Source organism: Acinetobacter sp. CAU_H_56, from assembly GCF_058599425.1.
In genome coordinates, this window is record NZ_CM178654.1 from 1640357 (window position 1) to 1662768 (window position 22412).

The 22412-nt window shown below is 39.5% G+C and carries 24 protein-coding genes; 11 read left to right on the forward strand and 13 right to left on the reverse strand.

Annotated elements, in window-relative coordinates:
- Positions 1-287: 287 nt before the first annotated feature.
- Positions 288-1055, reverse strand: coding sequence for an alpha/beta fold hydrolase (locus tag AC4MCC_RS07940; protein WP_491885098.1), 768 nt, complete (start codon positions 1053-1055; stop codon positions 288-290).
- A 685-nt stretch (positions 1056-1740) separates the two neighbouring features.
- Here AC4MCC_RS07940 and AC4MCC_RS07945 point away from each other — a divergent pair.
- Positions 1741-2022 (forward strand): type II toxin-antitoxin system RelB/DinJ family antitoxin, encoded by a 282-nt coding sequence (locus AC4MCC_RS07945; RefSeq protein ID WP_491885099.1) that lies wholly within the window; start codon positions 1741-1743, stop codon positions 2020-2022.
- Positions 2023-2054: 32 nt separating this feature from the next.
- Here the strand turns inward: AC4MCC_RS07945 and AC4MCC_RS07950 are convergent, their stop codons facing one another.
- The 7 genes from AC4MCC_RS07950 to AC4MCC_RS07980 form a co-directional block, all read right to left on the reverse strand.
- Entirely contained in the window at positions 2055-2423 is a 369-nt protein-coding gene (locus AC4MCC_RS07950) for a hypothetical protein (protein WP_491885100.1), read from the reverse strand.
- A gap of 15 nt (positions 2424-2438) precedes the next feature.
- Complete coding sequence (locus AC4MCC_RS07955; RefSeq protein ID WP_419365231.1) at positions 2439-2804, reverse strand: immunity protein Imm33 domain-containing protein; 366 nt, start codon at positions 2802-2804, stop codon at positions 2439-2441.
- Between the two features lie 131 nt (positions 2805-2935).
- Complete coding sequence (locus AC4MCC_RS07960) at positions 2936-3538, reverse strand: nitroreductase family protein (RefSeq protein WP_034706681.1); 603 nt, start codon at positions 3536-3538, stop codon at positions 2936-2938.
- 415 nt (positions 3539-3953) lie between these two features.
- Complete coding sequence (locus AC4MCC_RS07965) at positions 3954-4445, reverse strand: hypothetical protein (RefSeq protein WP_005235543.1); 492 nt, start codon at positions 4443-4445, stop codon at positions 3954-3956.
- A gap of 339 nt (positions 4446-4784) precedes the next feature.
- Positions 4785-4958 (reverse strand): hypothetical protein, encoded by a 174-nt coding sequence (locus AC4MCC_RS07970; RefSeq protein WP_491885101.1) that lies wholly within the window; start codon positions 4956-4958, stop codon positions 4785-4787.
- Between the two features lie 237 nt (positions 4959-5195).
- Positions 5196-6590 (reverse strand): class II fumarate hydratase, encoded by a 1395-nt coding sequence (fumC, locus tag AC4MCC_RS07975; RefSeq protein ID WP_491885102.1) that lies wholly within the window; start codon positions 6588-6590, stop codon positions 5196-5198.
- A gap of 139 nt (positions 6591-6729) precedes the next feature.
- Positions 6730-7740 carry an NAD-dependent epimerase/dehydratase family protein gene (locus AC4MCC_RS07980; RefSeq protein ID WP_491880883.1) on the reverse strand — a complete coding sequence of 337 codons (1011 nt, stop codon included), beginning with the start codon at positions 7738-7740 and terminating at the stop codon, positions 6730-6732.
- 69 nt (positions 7741-7809) lie between these two features.
- Between AC4MCC_RS07980 and tusD the strand changes: the two genes are divergently transcribed.
- Genes tusD through AC4MCC_RS08000 form a run of 4 tightly spaced genes read left to right on the forward strand, consistent with a single transcriptional unit; the run spans position 7810 to position 9201 of the window.
- Positions 7810-8178: a sulfurtransferase complex subunit TusD gene (gene tusD / locus AC4MCC_RS07985; RefSeq protein WP_004785936.1), complete on the forward strand. Its 369-nt coding sequence runs from the start codon at positions 7810-7812 to the stop codon at positions 8176-8178.
- A 44-nt stretch (positions 8179-8222) separates the two neighbouring features.
- On the forward strand, positions 8223-8573 hold the full coding sequence (locus AC4MCC_RS07990) for a hypothetical protein (protein WP_005235449.1): 351 nt from the start codon (positions 8223-8225) through the stop codon (positions 8571-8573).
- A 17-nt stretch (positions 8574-8590) separates the two neighbouring features.
- Positions 8591-8875, forward strand: a complete 285-nt coding sequence (locus AC4MCC_RS07995; RefSeq protein ID WP_419365237.1) for a hypothetical protein — start codon at positions 8591-8593, stop codon at positions 8873-8875.
- 14 nt (positions 8876-8889) lie between these two features.
- Positions 8890-9201: a TusE/DsrC/DsvC family sulfur relay protein gene (locus tag AC4MCC_RS08000; protein WP_005235445.1), complete on the forward strand. Its 312-nt coding sequence runs from the start codon at positions 8890-8892 to the stop codon at positions 9199-9201.
- Positions 9202-9310: 109 nt separating this feature from the next.
- Here the strand turns inward: AC4MCC_RS08000 and AC4MCC_RS08005 are convergent, their stop codons facing one another.
- From AC4MCC_RS08005 to ybaK, 3 genes are all read right to left on the reverse strand, one after another.
- Positions 9311-9793, reverse strand: a complete 483-nt coding sequence (locus AC4MCC_RS08005) for a hypothetical protein (protein ID WP_491880882.1) — start codon at positions 9791-9793, stop codon at positions 9311-9313.
- Positions 9794-9857: 64 nt separating this feature from the next.
- Positions 9858-11111 carry a YncE family protein gene (locus tag AC4MCC_RS08010; RefSeq protein WP_491885103.1) on the reverse strand — a complete coding sequence of 418 codons (1254 nt, stop codon included), beginning with the start codon at positions 11109-11111 and terminating at the stop codon, positions 9858-9860.
- A 209-nt stretch (positions 11112-11320) separates the two neighbouring features.
- Complete coding sequence (gene ybaK, locus AC4MCC_RS08015) at positions 11321-11788, reverse strand: Cys-tRNA(Pro) deacylase (RefSeq protein ID WP_491885104.1); 468 nt, start codon at positions 11786-11788, stop codon at positions 11321-11323.
- 1033 nt (positions 11789-12821) lie between these two features.
- On the opposite strand from ybaK, the gene aroQ reads away from it, so the two are divergent.
- Genes aroQ through accC form a run of 3 tightly spaced genes read left to right on the forward strand, consistent with a single transcriptional unit; the run spans position 12822 to position 15099 of the window.
- Positions 12822-13277: a type II 3-dehydroquinate dehydratase gene (gene aroQ, locus AC4MCC_RS08020; protein WP_004785950.1), complete on the forward strand. Its 456-nt coding sequence runs from the start codon at positions 12822-12824 to the stop codon at positions 13275-13277.
- A gap of 16 nt (positions 13278-13293) precedes the next feature.
- A complete protein-coding gene (accB, locus tag AC4MCC_RS08025) occupies positions 13294-13710 on the forward strand; it encodes an acetyl-CoA carboxylase biotin carboxyl carrier protein (RefSeq protein ID WP_491885105.1) in 417 nt (138 codons plus the stop codon).
- 18 nt (positions 13711-13728) lie between these two features.
- Positions 13729-15099 carry an acetyl-CoA carboxylase biotin carboxylase subunit gene (gene accC, locus AC4MCC_RS08030; protein WP_491885106.1) on the forward strand — a complete coding sequence of 457 codons (1371 nt, stop codon included), beginning with the start codon at positions 13729-13731 and terminating at the stop codon, positions 15097-15099.
- A gap of 61 nt (positions 15100-15160) precedes the next feature.
- On the opposite strand, the gene AC4MCC_RS08035 is transcribed toward accC, so the two are convergent.
- Positions 15161-15607, reverse strand: coding sequence for a hypothetical protein (locus tag AC4MCC_RS08035; RefSeq protein WP_180179365.1), 447 nt, complete (start codon positions 15605-15607; stop codon positions 15161-15163).
- 325 nt (positions 15608-15932) lie between these two features.
- Between AC4MCC_RS08035 and AC4MCC_RS08040 the strand changes: the two genes are divergently transcribed.
- Both AC4MCC_RS08040 and AC4MCC_RS08045 read left to right on the forward strand, forming a co-directional pair.
- Positions 15933-17363 carry a sensor domain-containing diguanylate cyclase gene (locus tag AC4MCC_RS08040; protein ID WP_180179315.1) on the forward strand — a complete coding sequence of 477 codons (1431 nt, stop codon included), beginning with the start codon at positions 15933-15935 and terminating at the stop codon, positions 17361-17363.
- A 49-nt stretch (positions 17364-17412) separates the two neighbouring features.
- A complete protein-coding gene (locus AC4MCC_RS08045; protein ID WP_419365245.1) occupies positions 17413-18903 on the forward strand; it encodes an amidase in 1491 nt (496 codons plus the stop codon).
- Between the two features lie 15 nt (positions 18904-18918).
- Here AC4MCC_RS08045 and AC4MCC_RS08050 read toward each other — a convergent pair whose 3' ends face one another.
- A complete protein-coding gene (locus tag AC4MCC_RS08050) occupies positions 18919-20085 on the reverse strand; it encodes an MFS transporter (RefSeq protein ID WP_491885107.1) in 1167 nt (388 codons plus the stop codon).
- A gap of 228 nt (positions 20086-20313) precedes the next feature.
- On the opposite strand from AC4MCC_RS08050, the gene AC4MCC_RS08055 reads away from it, so the two are divergent.
- Positions 20314-21389, forward strand: a protein-coding gene (locus tag AC4MCC_RS08055; protein ID WP_491885108.1) for an IS3 family transposase whose coding sequence is annotated in 2 segments (ribosomal slippage) — positions 20314-20566 and positions 20566-21389 — 1077 coding nt in all. Because the reading frame shifts where the segments join, the coding sequence is not laid out codon by codon here.
- Positions 21390-22412 lie beyond the last annotated feature (1023 nt).

The following is a 22412-nucleotide window of genomic DNA, read 5'->3' on the forward strand; positions in this document are numbered from 1 at the left end:
TAGAAAATTTGAGAGAAGCTATTCAAATACTGTGCCACTTTTAGTTTACAATTTTAAGCCACTGAATTTCATTATGATTATCTATTTTGAATAAAAATAAAGATTAAATTTTGCACCAATAAATACATGTTGCCCCAAAATAGAAAATAAAATCTGAGGCTGAAAATCAATTAATTAGCCTAAAAACTCATCAAAATAGCGCAGGCTTTTAAATCAAAATATTAAGAATGCTTACTAAGGATGCATAAATAAAATGAGCAGAAAATACATCTGCTCATCAATATAATTTATTTTTCATCAATAAAATTTTGCATATGCTGCAAAACTTCCGCCGTCTTTTCTCCATGTAGCCAGTGCCCTGCATTTTCAATCACTTCAATCTGTGCATGAATAAACTGCTGATTGATGGCTTCAAAATGTTCAGGTTTAGAGATATATGATGAATTTCCACCTCTTAAGAATAATGCTGGAAGTTCATTTTTTTCTATCTTCTCCCAAGCAGTAATATCTTCATAATGATCAAACAGTGCTTGCACATTAAACAACCACTGCCCCTTATTAAATGATTTTAAAAGAAACTGGATGACCATTTCCTCTTGAATATATTTACGCATAATTTTTGCTGCTTCATTTCGTGAAGCGACTTGCGCCTGCTGCACTGCAAACAAGGCTTTAAATATTTCAGAATGATGATTTTCTTGATATTGGATTGGCGTGATATCTAATACAACCAGTTTTTCAATCTGATCAGACGCCAGGTCTGCCAGCTTCATGGTAATTTTTCCGCCCATCGAATGTCCAACTGCAATAAATTTTTTAATATTTAAACTGGCTAGAGTTTCTAAAATATCTTCGGCCATGATTTGATAATTCACTTTATCAGAATGGCCAGATAAACCATGATTTCTGACATCAATTTGAATCGTAGTTGTCTGCTCTGAAAAATGTCGGGCTAACATACCTAAATTACTTAAACTACCAAATAAACCGTGAATAAATACGATTGGCGCTAAAGTTGATGTTTCATGGGTTTGTATTTGATAGTTCAGGATCATTTGAGAATTCCGTGATTTTCTATGTTATGTGTTAATAGTGGAGTTATATTGGAAGTTAATCAATTGCCAATGACATAATTTAAAATTTTGCTTAGGCTATTTTTATGGAAATAAAATATGCTTAGGCTAAATTGGCAAGATCTGCTCATAATTGAGTGTCACACTAGATCATTAATAAAAAAAATATTTTAAAATTTTTAGGAAATATACGAGTTTTAGAGGTTTATTTGGTATTAAATTTTAATTATGGGATATGGATTTTGCGAGAATAAATATAAAGTAGAAAATTGCTTAGGCTATTTTAGCGTGCAATGATTTTACTGCCCTTTGTTTAAGTAAAAAGAAACATATAAATATTTAATAATTCTTAATAAATTTCAAAAGTAGCTGATATATATCCGGTAAAATTTGTATATAAATAGATTTTTTATAAAGTTTATTTAATGAGTAATTTAAAATACAATGAAATCCATATACTACGTATCAGAGTATTTATGCATTAAATAAGCAAGCTCAGAGTCGAAAAAACGGGCTAATTTTTTGGCCCTACCCTTTTTTATCCGTCTATACCTTTATCAAGATCAACATCCCTAAACAAGATATGAATATTTAATTTTATTAGCTTGTATATGCTTCATATCCGATAGTTTAAAGTAGTGTATAAAATGTATTCTAAGGCTATCTTATGAACAATTTAGTTAAAAAAAGCATTGAATTCTTAGTGGAACAAGACGTTGTTGACTCAGCAGAATGTGTGATCACAGAAGCCGGATTAACTCCGGCAGAATTGATCACGATAGTTTATGGTGAAATTGTTCGAACAGGCCAAATACCTATTATCCCTCAAGTAGGAACTAAGGATTTTAATATCGCTCGATTAACAGCAGCGAGTTCGTCTATTCCAACTGTCAAAGTTTCCACTCCAGAACAGAAGGATGCATTTTTAAATGATGATGGTGGCTATTAAAACTGAAAACATTGCTCTTGCTTTTGGCCTAATTACACTTCCCTACTCTTACAAAATACTGCGGTGGTCATACCTGAATTATTCATACTCTGTGCTTGTCGATCCAGAAAGCTTTTAGCAATCATCGCCATTGTAGGCGCCATATTGAGTTCATGATTTTCTTCAGAAACTTTTTGAATCTCTTCATAAGCCGTTAAACGCTGACAGAATGCCTGACGTTGACTTTGTGCATCAGCATTCTGATCTGGCTCATCTAAAATATGTTTGGTTTCATTGACTATTTTTGTTTGCGCAGCAATAAACTGATCATAATCCGCTTGTGAAAGCTTTTCGGCAAAAGCCATATTGTTCAATTGCATGCAAATAAAGAAAGTACATATTAAAGATGAGGATTTGATCATTTCGAAGGTCTTCTTTTAGTTTTCTTCTTTCCAGACATCTTCATAATCATCTGCATCAATCATGAAGCGGTAGCCCTGCTCTAAAGCCAGATAAGGTAAAACTTCAGGGGCGACATCCTGTAACTCACGTACAGTCATGGTTTCAAAAGCATCTTCATTTGAAGCCAGTTCACCACCATAAATATACCAGCTAATATTTTCGTCTGTCTCAGGCTTTCTACGGATTCCGACAATTGGATCCTGCTTCAAGGTATGTACAGCCACTGCAACGACATCATCACCACTTACTTCTATATAGGCAGAACCGACCTCTTCACACAGCAATTTCTGCTCTGCAATCAGTTCCTGTAATGGTGATAATTTTTGCGTGTTTTTCGACATTCGGTTTGACTCATTAAATTCTTTAAATACCGCTTTAGTTTAGCCTAGTTTTAAAAAATCTAATGCGTATTTTTATAAACTACCTGAAGATCTGTCCTTAAAAAGGATTAAAGACAGATCGGAAATAAAGCTTATTGGAAAACTTTGAAGCGTTGATCATCTTCAAGATAATCTTTCGCACGCGCTTCGCCTTCAACTGAACCAAATACCAGTTGAGCACGAAGTTTCCAGTTTTCTGGAATATCCCACTCTGCATGAACCTGCTCATCTACAATCGGATTATAGTGTTGTAAAGATGCACCCAGGCCTTCAGTATGCAACGCTGTCCAGGTAGAGAACTGAGCAATAGCAGTTGAATGTTCTGCCCAGATTGGGAAATTCTCGGCATAAGATGGGAATTGCTCTTGCAAGCCTTTTACTACATTTTGATCTTCAAAGAATAAAACTGTACCCGTACCTGCAGCAAAGGTTGCCATTTTTGCAGTCGTTTTTGCAGCACTCTCTTCATCTTTGGCATAGCTTTTTAATTTATCAGCGACAAAGCCCCAGAATTTTTCATGTTCGCCATTAAATAAAATAACGGCGCGAGATGATTGCGAGTTAAAAGATGACGGACTTTGCTTAATCGCATTTTGAATCAAATCAGTTAAATATTCAGGAGACTGTTCTACATTTTTACCAATGGCATAAATAGTACGGCGTTTTGTAATTAAATCTAAAAACTGATTCGACATTCGGTTAAATCCTTGGATATATCTTCGGGAAAAATGGAACCTTCACTTATTTTTATGAAGGAATTCTAATGAATAAGAACTCTATGATTCATTTACTCACAAGTACTGATAGCTTAAAAAAATATGACTGGAATAGCTATATTATTAAAGTAATATCTTTATATATTCTTTTGATAAAGAATAGTTTTTTAATTTATTTTTTATCAAATGATAAAATAAATGCCCTTTTCTGAGTCAATTTCTGTTTTAAAATAAATCACCATGTTCAATGATGTAGCAGAAAGTTTTTTTGATGATAAATATAGAAATTTGCTTAGGCTATTTATTATGAGGGAAATGTCAATCCTAAGAAATCGCTATATAAAATCATCCCCCAATTTGGAGGATGAAATTGAATGAATCAGCTTAAATTTTCTTAGAATTTAGCATTAAGCACTTGAGCAGAGACTTTATTTTTCCAAAGATCACGTAAGGTTGGTAAATAGAATTTTTCACCTAGTTCTACCAGTTCAGCATCAATCAAGCCATGCACATCATGCATAAATAGATAATCCAGATCCACACTAGAAAGCTTAAGATGTTTCTTCTGATATTCTCTGCGTTTTTGCTGCGCCTCTTTCACCAACTGATCTGCAAATGTCTTATCTTTATACTGGGTGATCGCATTTAAACGCAATTCAATAATGCCCCACCCTGTTAATAACATCTGAAATGTCTCAAAGTCCTGAGTGGTTGATTCCCAGGTCATTTCATCAAGATTTTCATTTTCTGGGAGAACAGGTAAAAGAAGTTCCATTACGCTAGGAAAAATCTTTTTAAAATTCAGAATAAATTTAACAGGATGCTCACCTGGATAATCCTTGAATTGAACCTTTTTTTGAACATCTGTTAAATAAATATCAAGCATTAAATTTTCCTTAAACAACCTGCCATTTTATGGATGTTTATTCATAAGCCATAGAAACTCATGCGGAATAAACGACAAAACAGCAGTAAAAACGAACTGCATTTTAGCAGCTATATACGCTTATTCAACGTTAATTCGGTATGAGAAGCCATGTGAATAGGCTTTAACACTAAAAAAAACTTCAATAGTTATCTCTAAACATCCTTCTAATACGATTTCACCCGTAATTTTAGATTCTTTCTTTTATTTGCTCATGAATCTATAAACTTAAGAACTCCTGATGAGCAGAATAAAAAAGCCCACTCATAGAGCAGGCTAAATAAACAATTATGAGTTGAGTTAATCTATCTCACCTGTTTTGCCGGTTCCCATACATTCGATACACTGTTTAGCTTCCACAACGTTATAGCCGGTACCGCTACAGCTGCTACACTTCTTTTTTGTATAATCTGGATATGGATCCTCATCTGGATAGGGCTCTTCCAGATCAAAATCATCATCAAAGTCAGTCATCACCCTTACCTCATTTTTCTAGTTATCAGGGAATTTCTATTAGTAATCCTTCGTTGTATATCTGTCAAAACCTGAACGATAGATGGTTCATAGCATTTAATAAACAAGCTTAATTGAAGGAGAATTTTCTAGCAAAAACATGTACTTGTTATTTTATTAAAATTTGTATGAATAATCCTTAGATATAATAAAGCCCTCATTTAGAGGGCTTTATTACTTAACCATATTAGAAAAGACTTATTTTACGTTTGGAGCCACCATATTTTCAGGACGAACCACCTGATCAAACTGTTCTGCAGTTACCAATCCGAGTTCTACTGCGACCTGTTTTAAGGTTTTACCTTCTTTATAGGCAGTCTTGGCCACTTTAGCTGCATTCTCATAACCAATGACTGGATTCAATGCAGTGACCAGCATTAATGAATCATGCAGGAAGTGCTCAATCTTGTCACGGTTAGGCTCGATTCCGACTGCACAGTTATCGTTAAAGCTGTTACATGCATCGCCAAGCAGTTGGATGGATTGCAACAGGTTATAAGCAATCACTGGCATAAAGACATTCAGCTCAAAATTCCCTGATGCACCGGCCACATTAATCGTCGTGTCATTCCCTAAGACTTGGGCAACAACCATGGTCATGGCTTCACTTTGAGTCGGATTCACCTTACCCGGCATGATACTTGAACCCGGTTCATTCTCAGGAATTCGTAATTCACCAAAACCACAACGTGGTCCACTTGCCAACCAGCGAATATCGTTGGCAATTTTATTCAGGCTAACGGCTAAAGTCTTTAAAGCACCTGAAGCAAAAACTGCTGCATCACGGCCGGCCAAAGCTTCGAACTTGTTAGGAGCAGTGACAAAAGGCAAGTCTGTTAATTTAGCCAGAGTATCCGCAGCTTTAACAGCATAATCTGGATGGGCATTGAGGCCTGTACCGACGGCGGTTCCACCCAGTGGCAATTCATATAACCCTTGCAAAGCCTGATACAGACGAATCAAGGCATGATCCAGTTGAGAAACATATCCACTGAATTCCTGACCTAAAGTTAAAGGTGTGGCATCCTGAAGATGGGTACGACCAATTTTTACAATCTCAGCAAATTCCTGAGATTTAGCATGCAAGGTATCACGTAAACGTGTCACTGCCGGTATTAATAGTTCATTAATCTGTAAGCTAGCTGCTACATGAATCGCAGTCGGAAAAGAGTCATTGGTCGATTGAGCGCGGTTGACATGATCATTTGGATGCACAGGCTTTTGTGCACCTAAAGGATTACCCAGCTTCTGGTTAGCAATATTGGCAATAACCTCATTACAGTTCATGTTACTTTGCGTGCCCGAACCGGTTTGCCATACCACTAGCGGGAACTGGCTATCCCATTGACCGCTGATCACTTCATCCGCAGCACCGATGATATAGGTCGATAACTCATGAGGAATCTGGTTTAACTCGGCATTGGTGATCGCAGCTGCTTTCTTGACCAAGCCCATGGCACGAATCATGGCGCGTGGCAAATGCTCATTGCCAATCTTGAAGTTCTGTAGACTACGCTGAGTTTGTGCGCCCCAAAGTGCTTCACTCGGTACAGCGACTTCTCCCATCGTGTCATGTTCAATACGTGTTTGCATGCTCAACCTCAATTGTTATTCCATGTTTTACTCATTTAGACAGCAGCTTCAATGCTGTACTCAATTCATTCATCTTAATGAGTTTGATTACTTTTGCAAATGATAATTATTATCAATAATTAACTTATAGGATTCTTAATCACTGCCCTCTTAACGTATTCTGATAGAACAGCCATTCATCCTCTAACATTTTCCTTAAGGTATAGCGTGGTTGCCAATGTAATAACTGTTGGGCTTTATCTGTATTAGCGCCCAGTTGATCCATTTCGGCATGCGGATATGGCAAAGCATCTACTGTAGGAACAGCGGATTGGGTGACTTCTGCAACCTGATCCAGCAAAGTCTGCATTGAAATTAGCTCTCCAGCAATATTAAAGGCTTCACAAGTCCATTGTTGCTGCTGCGACAGCCAATGTAGCGACTTGAATACCGCATCACAGACATCCATCACATGCAAAAAGCTGCGTTCTACCGTATAGTCTTCGGTCTTGGCCTGACGGCGCAATTCCAGATATTCACGCTGCTTCGCACCCACCTGCATGGCCAGAGGCACAATATTCTTTGGTAGAGGTGGTACCCATTCACCTAAAATGCCATTTTCAAAAGCACCCGCAACATTGGAAAGACGTAACATCGCAATACGCCATTCATTATCCGTCTTGGCAGTATCCCAGATGATTTCTTCCACCATCTGCTGTGATTTAATATAAGGGTTTGGATAAGTATAATTGAAAGCCTGATCTTCTTTTAAATCCGTTCCGGAATGGCCATATACAGCCAATGAAGATAAATGCACCAGATTTCGCACCCCGGTACGCTGCATGGCACGCATCAGGCTCATGATGCAACTGACATTATCATTATAGTATTCAAGTGGTTTTAAAACTGATTCTTCCAATGATTTAAAGCTTGCAGTATGAATGACAGCCTGTACCGAATTCTGTTCAAAAACTTTATTTAATGCTGGAGTGTTACGGATATCAATTTTGACAAAAGGCACATAGCGGCCGGAAATAAATTCAAGGCGTTCTAAGGTCTGTAGACTGGCATTGGCCAGATTATCGACCACAATGACCTCTAGTCCTTGTGCCATCAGACTTAAAGCAATATGTGAGCCTAAAAAGCCTAAACCACCCGTCACTAAAATCATTGTATACTACCTACTTTCTTTGTAGCCAAGATCATCATCCCGCGTTGATCAAGCCTGTAGTGAATTTCGATGAGCACCTTAATTCTTGTTACCTCCGCACCGACTTCTATTTATGCCTGGCATGCGCTTGGACTCGCCCAAGCTTTACAACATAAACAGGAAGCTTTCCGTGTATTTTTCTATCAAGATGGCGTGTCGGTCGCAAATGCATTGCAATGGGTGCCCGACGACCAGCGTCATCTCACACGTTCCTGGCAGGATCTGAATATCCGCTTACCCGTTTGTGTCAGTGCAGCCTTAGCGCGTGGGATTACAGATCAGGAAAATGCTCAACGTCACAATATTCAGCAACATAATCTTGCTGATGGTTTTGAATTGGTCGGTCTAGGTGAGCTTGCTGATGCTGTTCAGTCCTCACAACGTCTAATTCAATTCTAGATGCTTCATTTTTCAGGATGTGTTGCTTTTAAAAGGAATCTTGTGTGAAATCTGTACTTGTTATATTAACCCAAGCCAACCTAAACAGTTTGCAGGTGCATGAAAGCCTGTCTGCCACGATGGTACTGGCGACCTTCGGGGCTGAAGTTAAAGTATTACTCCAAGGCGCGGCCTTGAGCCTTTTACGTTCTGAGCTGCAATTTGATCAGCTGAAACATGCCTTTAAACTGGCTTCAAATCTGGTGGATAGTTTCGAATTTTATGACCTAACCCCAATTCTGGTTGAACAGAAAAATCAGGATTCTCCTTTTGTAAAGCAAAGCGAACAGGAGATTGAGTTGATTGAACTCAATTCAGAATTCGTTCAAAAATTTGATCACGTATTGTATTGGTAAGGACGAAGGATAAATAAATGTCAGATCAAACCCTTTACCTGATCCAGTCAGATTATGCAGCGACGGCGTCAGTCCTTGATCAGTTAGCACAGCTCCATGCTTTAGATGATCAGGTGGTCCTGATGGGAGAATCTATGCTGTATCTGGACCATGCCTTCGTACAGCAACTACCGCAAGTTTATATCCTAAAAAATGATGCAGAAATTCTGATCTCACCTTTATCGGAAAATGTTGCTTTACTCGACTACTCCGAATTTGCAGATCTATGTCTGAAGTTTAATCGTTGCATCTCAATGAAATAATCCATGAGTCAAATATGAATCTAGAACTGGACCAAGATGGTCATTTAGTCGATTACACCATCTGGAATGAAGACGTTGCCCAAGTACTGGCAGATACACTAGAACTTCAACTTACTCCTTGGCATTTTGAAGTGCTACAGGCAGTCCGTCAGTTTTATCAGCAGTTTGGGCATTCTCCTGCAACCCGTCCGTTGATTAAGTTTTTGATGAAGACAGTCAGCCCGGAAATTAACAATGCCTTATTACAGGAAAAGTTTAATACGGGTTTAGTGGCACGTCATTTAAGCCGACTGGCTGGCATCCCGAAACCCGCGAACTGCTTATAAGTTTTACTCTAAAACATGAATGAAGAAAAAGCCCGTAGAAACGGGCTTTTTCTTATTAAGCTTATCTATGATCTGTATTCACAACTAAATAAAGCTTTAAACCGGAAGATTAAAAACTTTTCTGATCCAATGCATTTAAGGCTTGATCCAGCTGTGAAGAGATTTCAGGCAGAACTTTCTGCAAAAATTCTATTTGAGCTCTCGCCTCTTCCGGAGCAACGACCCGGGCATTCACCAGATTCTGCTGCTGTACCAGCAAATGATCTAGCTGGCGATAGTCTGGCTTTTCACCTTGACTTAAGCCATTCATCATTTGGGTAAAATCCAGATAAAGCTGGTCTCTCTGTTGTAATAAGACCTGCTGTTCAGAATCCACTTCCGAGTGTCTAGCCGTTCTTGCCGGTACAGCTGTTTTAGGATTTAAATTCGAAGTAATCAGTGACTTTGCTGGAAAAGTCATCTGATCATCAGGTTTCAGTATATTGAACTCTGCCTTATAGATATCCTTATGAACCTGATAAGCAATCCCAACCAGAATACCGGTCAATAACATTCCCGCCAGCAGATATAAAGTAAGTGTTTTGTTCCTCATATATGCCACCTACAATGCTTAGAGCAACGTTCATAACACATTGCTCTTTTTAAGCCATTATTTGCTACGGTGTAGACCAGTCTGCTGGGGCATAACCGATCCGGACACGCTGTGGATGATTGCCTACAGGTACACTGGTCACTTTATTGCCTGTCGCGAAATCAATTACGGTCACCACATCCGTTTCACTTTCTGAAATGATACAGCTACGGCCATCCGGACTTCGGGTAGCCCAGTATGGTTTACCTGCAGGAATCAATTTTCCGGCAGTCAGACTCTGACGGTCGACAATGGTGGCATAATTATCCATCGTGCCCGCAACACAGAGCTTTTCACCGTCTGCACTGATCGATAACCCATGATGACGGGAATCATTTACCCATTTGGTGCGGTTTTTGGGAATACTATCGCTACCTGGCAACTGACCAATACGGGTCACTTTATTCTGGTTTAAGTCATACTCGATCAAACCATTAAAAAATGATACCTGAGCATAGAGTTTGCTTTCATCTTTACTAAAAACCATCGGCCGCACTGAATTAGATAAATCCTTTCGACCAAAAGCATCCAATGCCGGTCTAAAGTCAATTTTTTTAAGTACCTGATGGGTATTGGCATCTGCAATAGTGATATAGCGTTTACCTTTGGTGAAATCCTGCCACTGCGCATCAAGAGAGGTTTCTACATTACCAATGGCTGAGTTCAGAATTTTTTTGCCATTATCAAAGTAGATATTTTCATGCGGTTTATCACCTGTCGCAAAACGGCCAAGCTCCTTACCAGTATGAATATCCAGTACATGCACCACATTTCCGGAAGATGCGGAAACCGCGACACGCTGGCCATCTGGTGAAACTGCCATGTGATCAGCACGAAAGCCTTCTACCGGAGTACGCCAGTTAATCTTGCCTGTCTTGATGTTGATAGAGACCACATCGGCAAAACTTGGACGGGATGCGACCACCGACTGTCCATCTGGCGTGGAATACATATCGTCGACCAGCTGATCATTACCTTCACCCGCAGTAGCTTGAATATAGGTATAGGCAATCAGTTTAATGGGATTGAGGTGAATCTCTTTCAGACGCTCCTTACGATCAGGAATCATGTTGATCACACCAACCTTGCCAAAGTCACCTGAAGATCGAATCACTGTAACTGTTCCATCCCAGTTATTACCCACAAAGAAAACTTGCTGGGAATTGGGCGGTTGAGACAAGGTAGACGAATCTGCCTGTGCAGTTGAAAAGACTGAGAGCATGGCCATCGCGGACAAGCTCATACAGAACCGTGATAATCGTTTTTTCTGGATTTCCATGCGGTATTCTCCATATTTTCTATTTTATTGTTTTTATCTTTGTTCAATCCACAGTCAGGCCGTGGATCTCAATCATCCACTATACAATGAAGAAAAAACCATGCTGAATTTTCCGACAGAATAGAAATATGAGAACCCAGAAAAGTTGAAGCATCCATTGATATGAACGCTTCTAAATGAGGCAGTTTTATTGAAGAATACTTAAAATTTTAGATATCCAATACATCCACAAATTTTGCATCTAGGACCTTAGCCAGATCCAAAGGTTTTAAACCAATATCCAGCCCACGTTTACCCCCACTGACATAGATTTTATTCAGCTGTTCTGCAGATGCATCAATGACAGTTTTCAGGCGTTTTTTCTGCCCAACCGGACTAATCCCACCGACAAGATAACCCGTTAGACGTTCTGCCTGTTTCGGATCAGCCATTTGTAGCTTTTTACAACCAAAAGCTGATGCTACTTTTTTCAGGTTTAACTGATGGTTGACTGGAAGAACTGCCACAAAATACTGCTTCTCACCCGTGACTAATAAAGTTTTGAATACTTCTTCTACTGCTAATCCTAACTTTTCTGCCGCTTCCAGACCAAAGCTTTTGGCATTAGCATCATGTTCATATTCGTGAATGCTATATTCAATTTTTTGAGATTTTAATAATTTGCATGCAGGTGTCATAACAGCTTCGATAGTATTTTGACGGAATCTTCATTATAGCTTATCAATTCTGCTTGGGTTTTATTCTGTGATTCTCCATAGTCTATACAATCAATATATGTTCAAAATACAATCAGATACCATCACCTTTTAATCCGGCATATCTATTCATATCGCACTTTAACCGAACTTAGCTATCTCATTTATCCTTCTAATTCCTCATACCATCCTGGTATTAAGCTTAAAAATTCATCATTTAAAAACTTAGGCAATATTCAGATGAATAACAACGCCTATACATGAAGTGCCATTTTGCCAATGTTATTGAGCGAACATAAAGAATTACAAATAAAGGTAAGCTTTAGAAAATTGAGCACATTCGTCAATATTAGACGAGGCCAATAAAAGATTAATGAAGAATCATAAGTTTTTAATTTTACGTTTGTGATCAGTATCATTTAGCCAATGTTTAGTAGCAATGAGCCTATCTTTTTTTGCAGAAAAATAATGTGTTATTTGCTTTACTAGCGACATAAAATCCATTTAATACTAAACTTCAGTTCATACCATTTATCAAATAACTTTTTGATTTTTATTCCAAGTTTGATATTTTAGTTTGCATAATAATGAATAGAATAAAATTTTGATTCATCCAAAAATATAATGAAAACCCGGTCTTTTACTGATCACCATAATTTTTGATATGAGCAGAGACTTCGACTAATAATTTTTATTTTTGACAAGCCATTGCCGAATAAACACCCAATTTAAAAGAATTATGAATAAACATTGAGGTCTAACTTACACAGCATAAATGTAACAATTCAGCCAATTCATCTAAAATATAAAAATGATGTAAAAGACGAAGATTTGGTAGTTTTGAACATTGCTAAATGCTTGCAAAGTTTTCATTATATGGCCACTGCGTGGTACATGCTTTTCTATGTCAATTCAAAGAAATTATAAAAATAATGTAGGAATTCATGCCATAATAGGCGAAGTTTGCAGACATCTTGCAAACCTATCCTGAAACTTTTTAACTGGAGCACCATAGATGACTTCGACCATTTTGGTTATTCATGGACCGAATTTAAATTTGCTAGGAAAGCGCGAACCCGAAGTTTATGGTTATTTAACTCTAGAAGATATTAATCAACAGCTCACTGCTCAGGCTGAAAAAGCTACTTTACAACTTGACACTTTCCAGAGCAACTGGGAAGGCGCAATTGTTGACCGAATTCATCAAGCCCAACAAGACGGCGTGCAATATATCATTATTAATCCTGCTGCCTTGACGCATACCTCAGTTGCAGTTCGTGATGCACTTCTTGGCGTGGCAATCCCGTTTATTGAAGTCCACCTGTCTAACGTCCATGCACGTGAGGCATTCCGACATCATTCATATCTATCCGATAAAGCTATTGGCGTGATCTGTGGTCTAGGTGCAAAAGGCTATGCTGCCGCACTCGACTATGTCATTGAAAAAATACAATCTTCTAAACAATCTTAATTAGGAATACTGTCTCATGGATATCCGTAAAATCAAGAAGCTCATCGATTTGATGATTGAATCTGACTTACAGGCGATTGAAGTTAAGGAAGGTGATCAGTCGATCGCTCTGACTCGTCGTAATCCAGTAGTTGCAGCAGCTGTTCCTGCAATGCCTGCACCTGCAGTTGACGTCCCTGCAGCTAAATCTCCTCGTGGTGCAGTTGAAAAATCTCCAATGGTTGGCGTGTTCTATGCAGCTCCAAGCCCAGGCGAAGCACCTTTTGTAAAAATTGGTCAAACTGTTTCTGCTGGTGAAACACTGGGTATCATTGAAGCAATGAAAATCATGAACCCGATTGAAGCAACTCAAAGCGGCGTGATTGAAGAAATTCTGGTGAAAAATGGTGAAGTGATTCAGTTTGGTCAGCCACTTTTCCGTTACCGCGCCTAATCACTTCGGGGATTCATAATGTTGCAAAAAGTTTTAATTGCAAACCGAGGTGAGATTGCCCTGCGCATCGCCCGAGCTTGCAAAACTTTAGGAATTAAAACAGTCGGTGTCTATTCAGACGCTGACAAAGACCTGATGCACTTACGCTTCTGTGACGAAGCCGTGTGTATTGGTCCTGGTGCGAGCAGCGACAGTTACCTGAATATTCCAGCCCTGATTACAGCCGCTGAAATCACCAGTGCAGATGCCATCCACCCTGGTTATGGCTTTTTATCTGAAAATGCTGAATTTGCTGAAATCGTAGAAAGTTCTGGTTTTATCTTCATTGGTCCACGTCCGGAACATATTCGCCTAATGGGGAATAAGGTTTCTGCGATTATTGCCATGAAAAAAGCGGGTGTACCAACTGTACCTGGCTGCGATCATGCCGTGACGATTCACAATGCGCTTGCTGAAGCCAAAGAAATTGGTTTCCCGCTCATCGTGAAAGCGGCTTCCGGTGGTGGTGGTCGTGGTATGCGTATTGTAGAACGTGTAGATACCCTGCTTGAATCAGTACAAGCCGCACAGCGTGATGCAGAAATGTGGTTTGGCGATGACACGGTTTATATGGAACGTTTCCTGCAAAAACCGCGTCACGTCGAAGTACAGGTTCTAGGCGACGGTAATGGTCATGCGATCCATTTATATGACCGTGACTGTTCTTTACAGCGTCGTCACCAGAAAGTGCTTGAAGAAGCGCCAGCGCCTAACCTGCCAGAACAGGCTCGTGCTGACATTCTTGAAGCCTGTGTCAATGCTTGTAAATTGATGCAATATCGTGGTGCCGGTACATTCGAGTTTCTGTTTGAAGAAGGTGAATTCTTCTTTATTGAAATGAATACCCGTGTTCAGGTAGAACATCCTGTGACTGAAATGGTCACCGGTATCGACATCATTGAGCAGCAGTTACGTATTGCGGCTGGCTTAGGTCTGGATATCCAGCAAGAAGATGTACGCGTACAAGGTCATGCGATCGAATGTCGTATCAACGCAGAAGATCCATCGAACTTTATGCCATCTCCAGGCAAAATCGAGACCTTCTATGCGCCAGGTGGTGCAGGTATCCGTTTAGACTCTCATATCTATCCAGGTTACAGCATCCCGCCATATTATGATTCTATGATTGCCAAGCTAATTGCCCATGGTAAAGACCGTAAAACTGCAATAGCACGCATGAAGCAGGCCTTGGATGAAATGATTCTGACAGGTGTGAAGACCAATATCCCATTACACAAAGATCTGATTCTTCAGGATGAAAAATTCTGTGAACAGGCAATGGATATTCACTACCTGGAAAAACATTTGTTGAAGCAGCTTGAAGGTGCTGAAGACAAAGAAAAAGCTTGATCCGAGACTTGATCTAATAAAAAAACCGCTGAATTCAGCGGTTTTTATATCTAGCCTTCAATCAAGGCAAAATGCGTCGAAGTACAGCAAAACATTGCTCTGCTTTTTCATTGGCACAGAAATTAATGGTATTTGAGTTCTGCCACTTCACAAAATACTGCGAAATCTCGCCTGACTGATCTACCTGATTACCGGAACAGTCTTTTTCATTATTGTCGTATTTCACCTGCATAATCAGCGCTGGAATCTGTGCAGCCGGATCTTGTGAAGGCTGATAGTCATACAGCCCTGTGGTCCATTCTGAACCGCTTTTAATCACGACGTTGTTATTGCCTTTAAAATTATAGTATTCAACACATTTCTTATTATCTGGAATTTCCATTCCCCATAGCCCAACAATTTCAGGACGGGTATTAATAGTAAAGGTATTCGGAACTTCGATAGGTTTCGTAATACTACTTGCAGCTTGATTATTGTTTTCTGTTGCCATTAGCCAAGATGAGTTCATGAGCAAGACAAGGCTAAGACAGGTTTTTTTCATATTCACAGGCTTCGTTTCAATCCTAATAATTAATTTTAACTTATCATATTTTTCGGGATCATATTCTGCTCTGCATCAGTTTAAATACCGAAATAAAACAAATTTTTATCATTATAGTTTAAAAACATGGATTTCCTTTTTTAATTTTTTTGTATATATTTCGTATACAAACGTATATTGATAACGTAAGTAAAAACAGATTATTCCAAGAATAAAGTTGTACTTTTGGGTAAAAAGCATTTCCCAAACAAAGTGATATTTCACAAATAAAAATTAGATACAGGACTTAGATTTGCGAATACCTCGAATCACAGACCAGAACTTGAATCCTGAAACATATGCCTACTTGGTCATTCTTTTCATTATTTTAGTGACTTGTTTGATTGGCATTATGACCAGAACACAGGATTACTTAGCCATACTCTGGCCTGCTAACGCTGCCTTGCTGGCCATGTTCTTACGCTTCCCGCATTTAAACAATATGGGCGGGTGGCTAGGTGCTTTCTGTGCATTTATGTTTGCTGATCTGGCGACAGGTAATAATCTATTACAAAGCCTGTTTCTAACACTTGCTAACCTGATTAGTACGATTGTATCGCTATTTTTTATCCGATATTTCCAGATCAATTATAAGTACTACAATACTGGTTTCACTTTCGTGCATATGTTTGGCATCTGCGCATTCGCAGGATGCTTGGCCAGTGCAGCTTTTGCCGTGGCTACCTTACCCAATCTTCCTCATTCCTTTATGACCAAGGAAAATTTATGGATAGATTTTGGGCTGTGGTGGACAGGTGAAATGGTAAATTACATTATTGTCCTGCCGCTTTTTCTAGCCTTTCCTAGAACCAAAGATCTCAAGTATTTATTTAAAAACCGCAGAAAGAAGCAGAACTCTTTTAGCTATCTGCTGCCAGCAGGTACGGTAATCCTGTGTATTATCCTGAGTAATATTTTTGTCGGTCCAGGTGCCCTGCTTTATCCGTTGGCAGCTTTAATCTGGGCAGCACTGACCTATCGCATCTTCACAATTGCAATTATTAATGCCTTTGTAATCATTTTGATGTATTACAGCCTGACCCAGTTCTATGCCACTACACATGATACGTTGGCAGACTCGACCATTTATATCTCATTAAGGATCGGACTATTTATGCTGGCATTATCACCGCTGATCCTGTGTATCATCAGTCAGAACCGCAATGATCTGTTTAAACGGGTATTGTATTTGGCCAATCATGACAGTCTGACGCGTACCATGAACCGGCATTTTTTCTTTCAGAAAGGTGAATATTTACTACAACATTCCAAGAGTGTGCAGTTTTCCCTGATTATGCTGGATATTGATCATTTCAAACGTTTAAACGATCATTTTGGCCATCATGTGGGCGATAAAGTACTGCAACACTTTGCTGAAATCATCCGTTCTAATTTACGTTCTCAGGATCTGTTTGCGCGTATTGGTGGTGAGGAATTTGTGATTTTGCTTTGGGATACCAAACCATCTAAGGCCCAGTTTATTGCCGAGCGTATTCGTGAACTGGTAGCTAAAACGCCAATGTATCAACCTGATGGATCACCGTTATCGATTACTGTGAGTCTCGGGATTACGCATCAACATGCCCCGCTTTCTCAGGATTTACAGCAACTGATCAATACCGCGGATCAGGCCTTATATCAAGCCAAACACTTGGGACGTAATCAGGTGGTGCTTGCATCCTGAACTGAAACCCTCTACAACCTTATAACAATATCAACGCTAGGGAATGCAGATGAAATTTGAAGAATACTTACAATACGATGGATTAGGACTGGCTGAACTGGTTAAAAATAAACAGGTGCATTCAAGTGAACTTTTATCAGTTGCCTTAGAACGCAGTGCAAATATTAATCCTGAAATCAATGCCATTATTATTCCCATGCATGAGCATGCCTTGCAACGTACCCAGCAAGATCTGTCTGGTCCGTTTGCCGGTGTTCCATTTCTGGTCAAAGACCTGTTTCAGGAATATGCAGGTTATCCAACATCTTATGGGTGTCAGGGTTTAAAGCGCATCGGTTATATCGCCGAGACTAATGCCGAGATTGTTAACCGTTGGGAACAGGCAGGTATCGTGACCTTTGGCCGTACCAACACCCCTGAATTCGGAATTAAAGGCATTACCGAGCCAGATGCCTGGGGTAGCTGTAAAAATCCGTGGAATTTAAGACATAACAGTGGTGGCTCATCAGGTGGTTCTGCTTCTGCTGTGGCAGCCGGCATTGTGCCAATTGCTGGTGCAGGTGATGGTGGTGGCTCAATTCGTATTCCGGCTTCCTACTGTGGTCTGTTTGGTTTAAAACCAAGCCGTGGACGTACACCGTGGGGGCCGCAAATGAGTGAAGCAATGCATGGTGCTGCCATTCAACATGTACTCACTAAAACTGTTCGGGATAGTGCAGCAATGCTGGATGCCACCCATGGTGAAGATCGCAGTTCACTGTTTACCATTCAACGTCCGCATACACATTATCTGGAAGTGATTCAGCAACCACCAAAAAAATTAAAAATCGCATTTAATACCCGTTCCAGCATCGATACGCCTGTTTCTCAAGATGCTATTAAAGCGGTAGAACAAACTGCCCGTTTACTGGAATCTTTAGGTCATGAAGTCGTTGAGGATCAACCGCAGATTGATGGCATGCAACTGGCTAAAGATTTTATTACGACGTGGTTTAGCCAGTTTTCTTATATGCTGGACGAAATCCAGAAAGGCTATCCATCCAGATCAGGCGATTTTGAACTGGATTCTCTGGCTCTGGCTGCTTTTGGTGCCAAAACAACGGCGATTGAATATATCCAGAATCTGACTAATTGGGGACAATATGTAACCCAGATGAATCATTTCTTTGATGATTATGATCTCTACCTGACACCAGCCACAGCCACTGTTGCACCCAAAAATGGCGAAGTCAAAACACCAAACTGGCAGAAGCCGATTCTTAAAGCTCTATTAAAAATGAATAAGGCACATTTATTGGCACAAGGTAAGCTGGTCGATCAGATTGTAAAAGAAAACCTGAAATGGGTGCCATTCACGCAGCTAGCCAATATTACCGGCCTCCCAGCAATGTCTATACCGCTTTACTGGAATGAAAATAACTTACCTTTAGGTTCACAGTTTATTGCACCATTTGCCCGTGAAGATTTACTGTTGCAACTGGCCGCTCAATTAGAACAGGCTCAGCCCTGGTTTGATCAATATTCCAAAATCCGCATTTAATTATTCAATCGTATCTTAAACCTGCTTTTGCAGTTCGACTTTGTTGGGTAAGCCAAATACCAGCAATAGGCCCAGCAAGGTCGAGAGCGCAGCAGCAATAAAGATTGATGTTCCACCGACCTGATCCCAATAACGACCAGCTAGAATGCTGCCACTCGCTACGCCTAAGCCCCACATGGTGCTATAAAGTGCCTGTCCACGGCCTTGCTGTCCGGCCGAGAAGTTCTGAAAAATAACCCGCATGGCAATCATATGAAATAAGCCAAAACTCAGGGCATGAATGGTCTGGGCAAGAAACTGTGCCAGAAATGACGATGGAAATATGCCGACAGTCAACCATCTTAAACCAGTCATTAACAGGCATAGCATTGCCAGATGACGCCATGACCAGCGTGTCAGAAAGAATGTAGCGTAGGCAAACATAATGATTTCAGCAATGACTCCAACCGACCAAAGCAATCCGATCTGACTGGTACTGAATCCATTCTGGCTGAGATAGTTACTATAAAAACTATAAAACGGTGCATGCGAAAATAGCATGATCAATTCAATCAGGAAAAAACTGTATACCACTGGACGCTTGAAGATCGGCCATAAGGCTTCGAGTTTTTTCTGAGCTGTCGGTGCTGCTGTAGGTTCTTTGATGGTAAATGACCAGAGAAAAGCCAGAAATGAAATACAGAGCAATAAGATTGGTAGCATACTGATGCTGATAATTTCAAAAATTGCCCCTAAACCAAATACGCCAATAATAAATCCAATAGATCCCCACTTACGCACTTTGCCATAGAGCTCTGCCCTTTTCTCACCTAACCAGAATAAAGTCACGCCTTCAAACTGAGCCAAAATTGCATTCTGAAAGAAACTGAAAATCAGCATAAGCAAAGCGACTGACTGGAAGCTATTTGGAATGATAAAAATCATGAACCAGATACAGGCTTCCATCCAGGTAGCTATACGCACCAGCAACATGCGTTTCCCGGATTTGTCTGCAATCCACCCCCAAATAAATGGCGCAAAAAATCGGGTGACAATCGCAATCGAAGATAAAATCCCAATTTCCTGATAATTAAAGCCTTGATCTTCCAGATACAGACTCCAGAAAGGCATGAATGCGCCCACAATCGCATAATAAAAAAAGTAGAAAAAACTGAGTCTGTAATGAATAGCTAGAGATTGCATCAGACTAGATTCTCTTCTATTTCTAATAACTTAAAATAAATATAAGTTGCGCTGAGTTGCATTGATTGGGTCTCGGTCATATTTAAATTAACTATAGATTTATATTCATGGAATTTTAAAAGGCTCTTAAATCTTCGAAATAAATACTAGGTTACTTGGTAATCCCCCCTAAAAATAATAGGATCTAAAAGTAGAATTTTCTCTTAAGATACGAGCAGGAGATTCTGCATGAAAACATCTAAATTTACTGACAGTCAGATCATGTCCATCTTGAAACAGGCTGAATCTGGCACACCTGTAGCGACCCTTTGCCGTGAACACGGCATGAGTAATGCTACCTTTTATAAATGGCGTGCCAAATATGGTGGTATGGATACATCATTAATGGCTCGACTGAAAGAGCTAGAAGCCGAAAATACCAGACTTAAAAAGATGTATGCGGAAGAGCGATTAAAGGCCGAAATCATCCAGGAAGCGATGGCAAAAAAGTGGTAAAGCCATCTTGCCGGCGTAAGATGGCACAACAGGCAGTTGCCCAGCATGCCATTAGTATTCGTTTGGCTTGTAAAGCATTTGGCATTAGTGAAACCTGCTACCGCTATCAAGCCAAACTCAGCGATGACAATGCACTCATTGCTGAACAGCTCATTGAACTCACTGAGGAAAATTCCGATTGGGGCTTTGGTTTGTGCTTCTCGTATTTACGGCATGTTGAGAGTTGCTGCTGGAATCACAAGCGGGTTTACCGCATTTACTGTGAGTTGGCACTGAATCTGCGTATTAAACCGAGAAGAAGACTAAAACGGCATGCGCCTGAACCATTGAAAGAACCAATCCGAGAAAATCGGGTTTGGTCATTAGATTTTATGCATGATCAGCTTTCCGATGGTCGCAAGTTTCGATTATTGAATGTGATTGATGATTACCGCCGCGAAGGCCTAGCCATTGAAGCAGGGTTCTCATTGCCCACAATCAGGGTTATTCGTACGTTGAATCAATTGCTGGAGTGGAGAGAAAAACCGTTAGTGATCCGATGCGATAATGGTCCCGAATTTATCAGTCACGAATTTGTGCGCTGGGCTACTGAGCACGGTATTCGTATTGAATATATTCAACCGGGTAAGCCACAGCAGAATGCGTATATTGAACGCTATAATCGGACCATACGTTATAGTTGGCTGAGCAAGCATTTATTTGATACTTTGGATGAAGTACAAGATTATGCAACAAACTGGTTGTGGCATTACAACCATGAAAGACCACATCAAGCTAACAAAGGAAAGCCACCTCTAATGGCTGCTTAACCTCTACTTTTAACTTCGGTTATTTATGGGAGGATTACCATAAGTCTTATTAAACCTATGCTTTAACTGTTATAACATCTATCAATGTAACATTCTTACCTATTCTATGAAATTAACTTGTATATTCTTATTAATTTGAACAGGCATTCTTAATTTTACTCAAAAAAAACCCACATCATTGGGGACGATGTGGGCAGAACTCTAAATTCAAAACGTGGAGATTTTTGAACATATGGTAAAATATAGTAAAAATATTGCATGCAGTCAATCACACTTTGATATTAAGTCGATGATTAACAATCATATCGACCGATAAAATAGAAATAAGTCACTTATTCAAATTTCTAGTTAATCTCAGTCTCTTTGACCAGATCTATTACTTAGCTTAGCTAGGCTATTCAAGCCAGATACATAGTAAGAAATTAAGCTAAACTTTTCTTTAGGCAATAAAAAAGCCCACATTGCTGTGGGCTCTTCCCCTTTATCATTTTGCGCTGATTCAGGATTGTTGACGAAATGTACAACGGTCAAACAATAGCCAATTCATGACAAATATAAATATATATAGAAATTAAATATATATCCATACATAAAAAGTCTAAATTGTGATCTTTGGAGTCAATAATTTCTAGTTTGAACTTGATAAAGCTTTATTTTAGGCAACAAAAAAGCCCATCTTTCGATGAACTTCTGCAAAATAACACCTAGTAATAAGTGTGTTATCAGATCATCTGATCAATCTAATCCCCATGACTAGTTGCCCGTATAAGTCTTTCTTATTCCACTGATTAATCCAAAGACTTTTCAACACAATTATTTTTCTAAATTGTTGATTCCATCTCGGTGCATAATATTGATTGCTATCATCCTGCTATTCACCTTGATCTCTAGTCCAAATCTTTAAACTTTTAAACGAAATGAGTGATCTAAAAGTCAGCAAGACTTTTCTTGATCATGGAAAATAATAATACTGCGCAAACCGCGAACAATAGCCCTATCAAAGCAAATAAAGGATCCTGATAA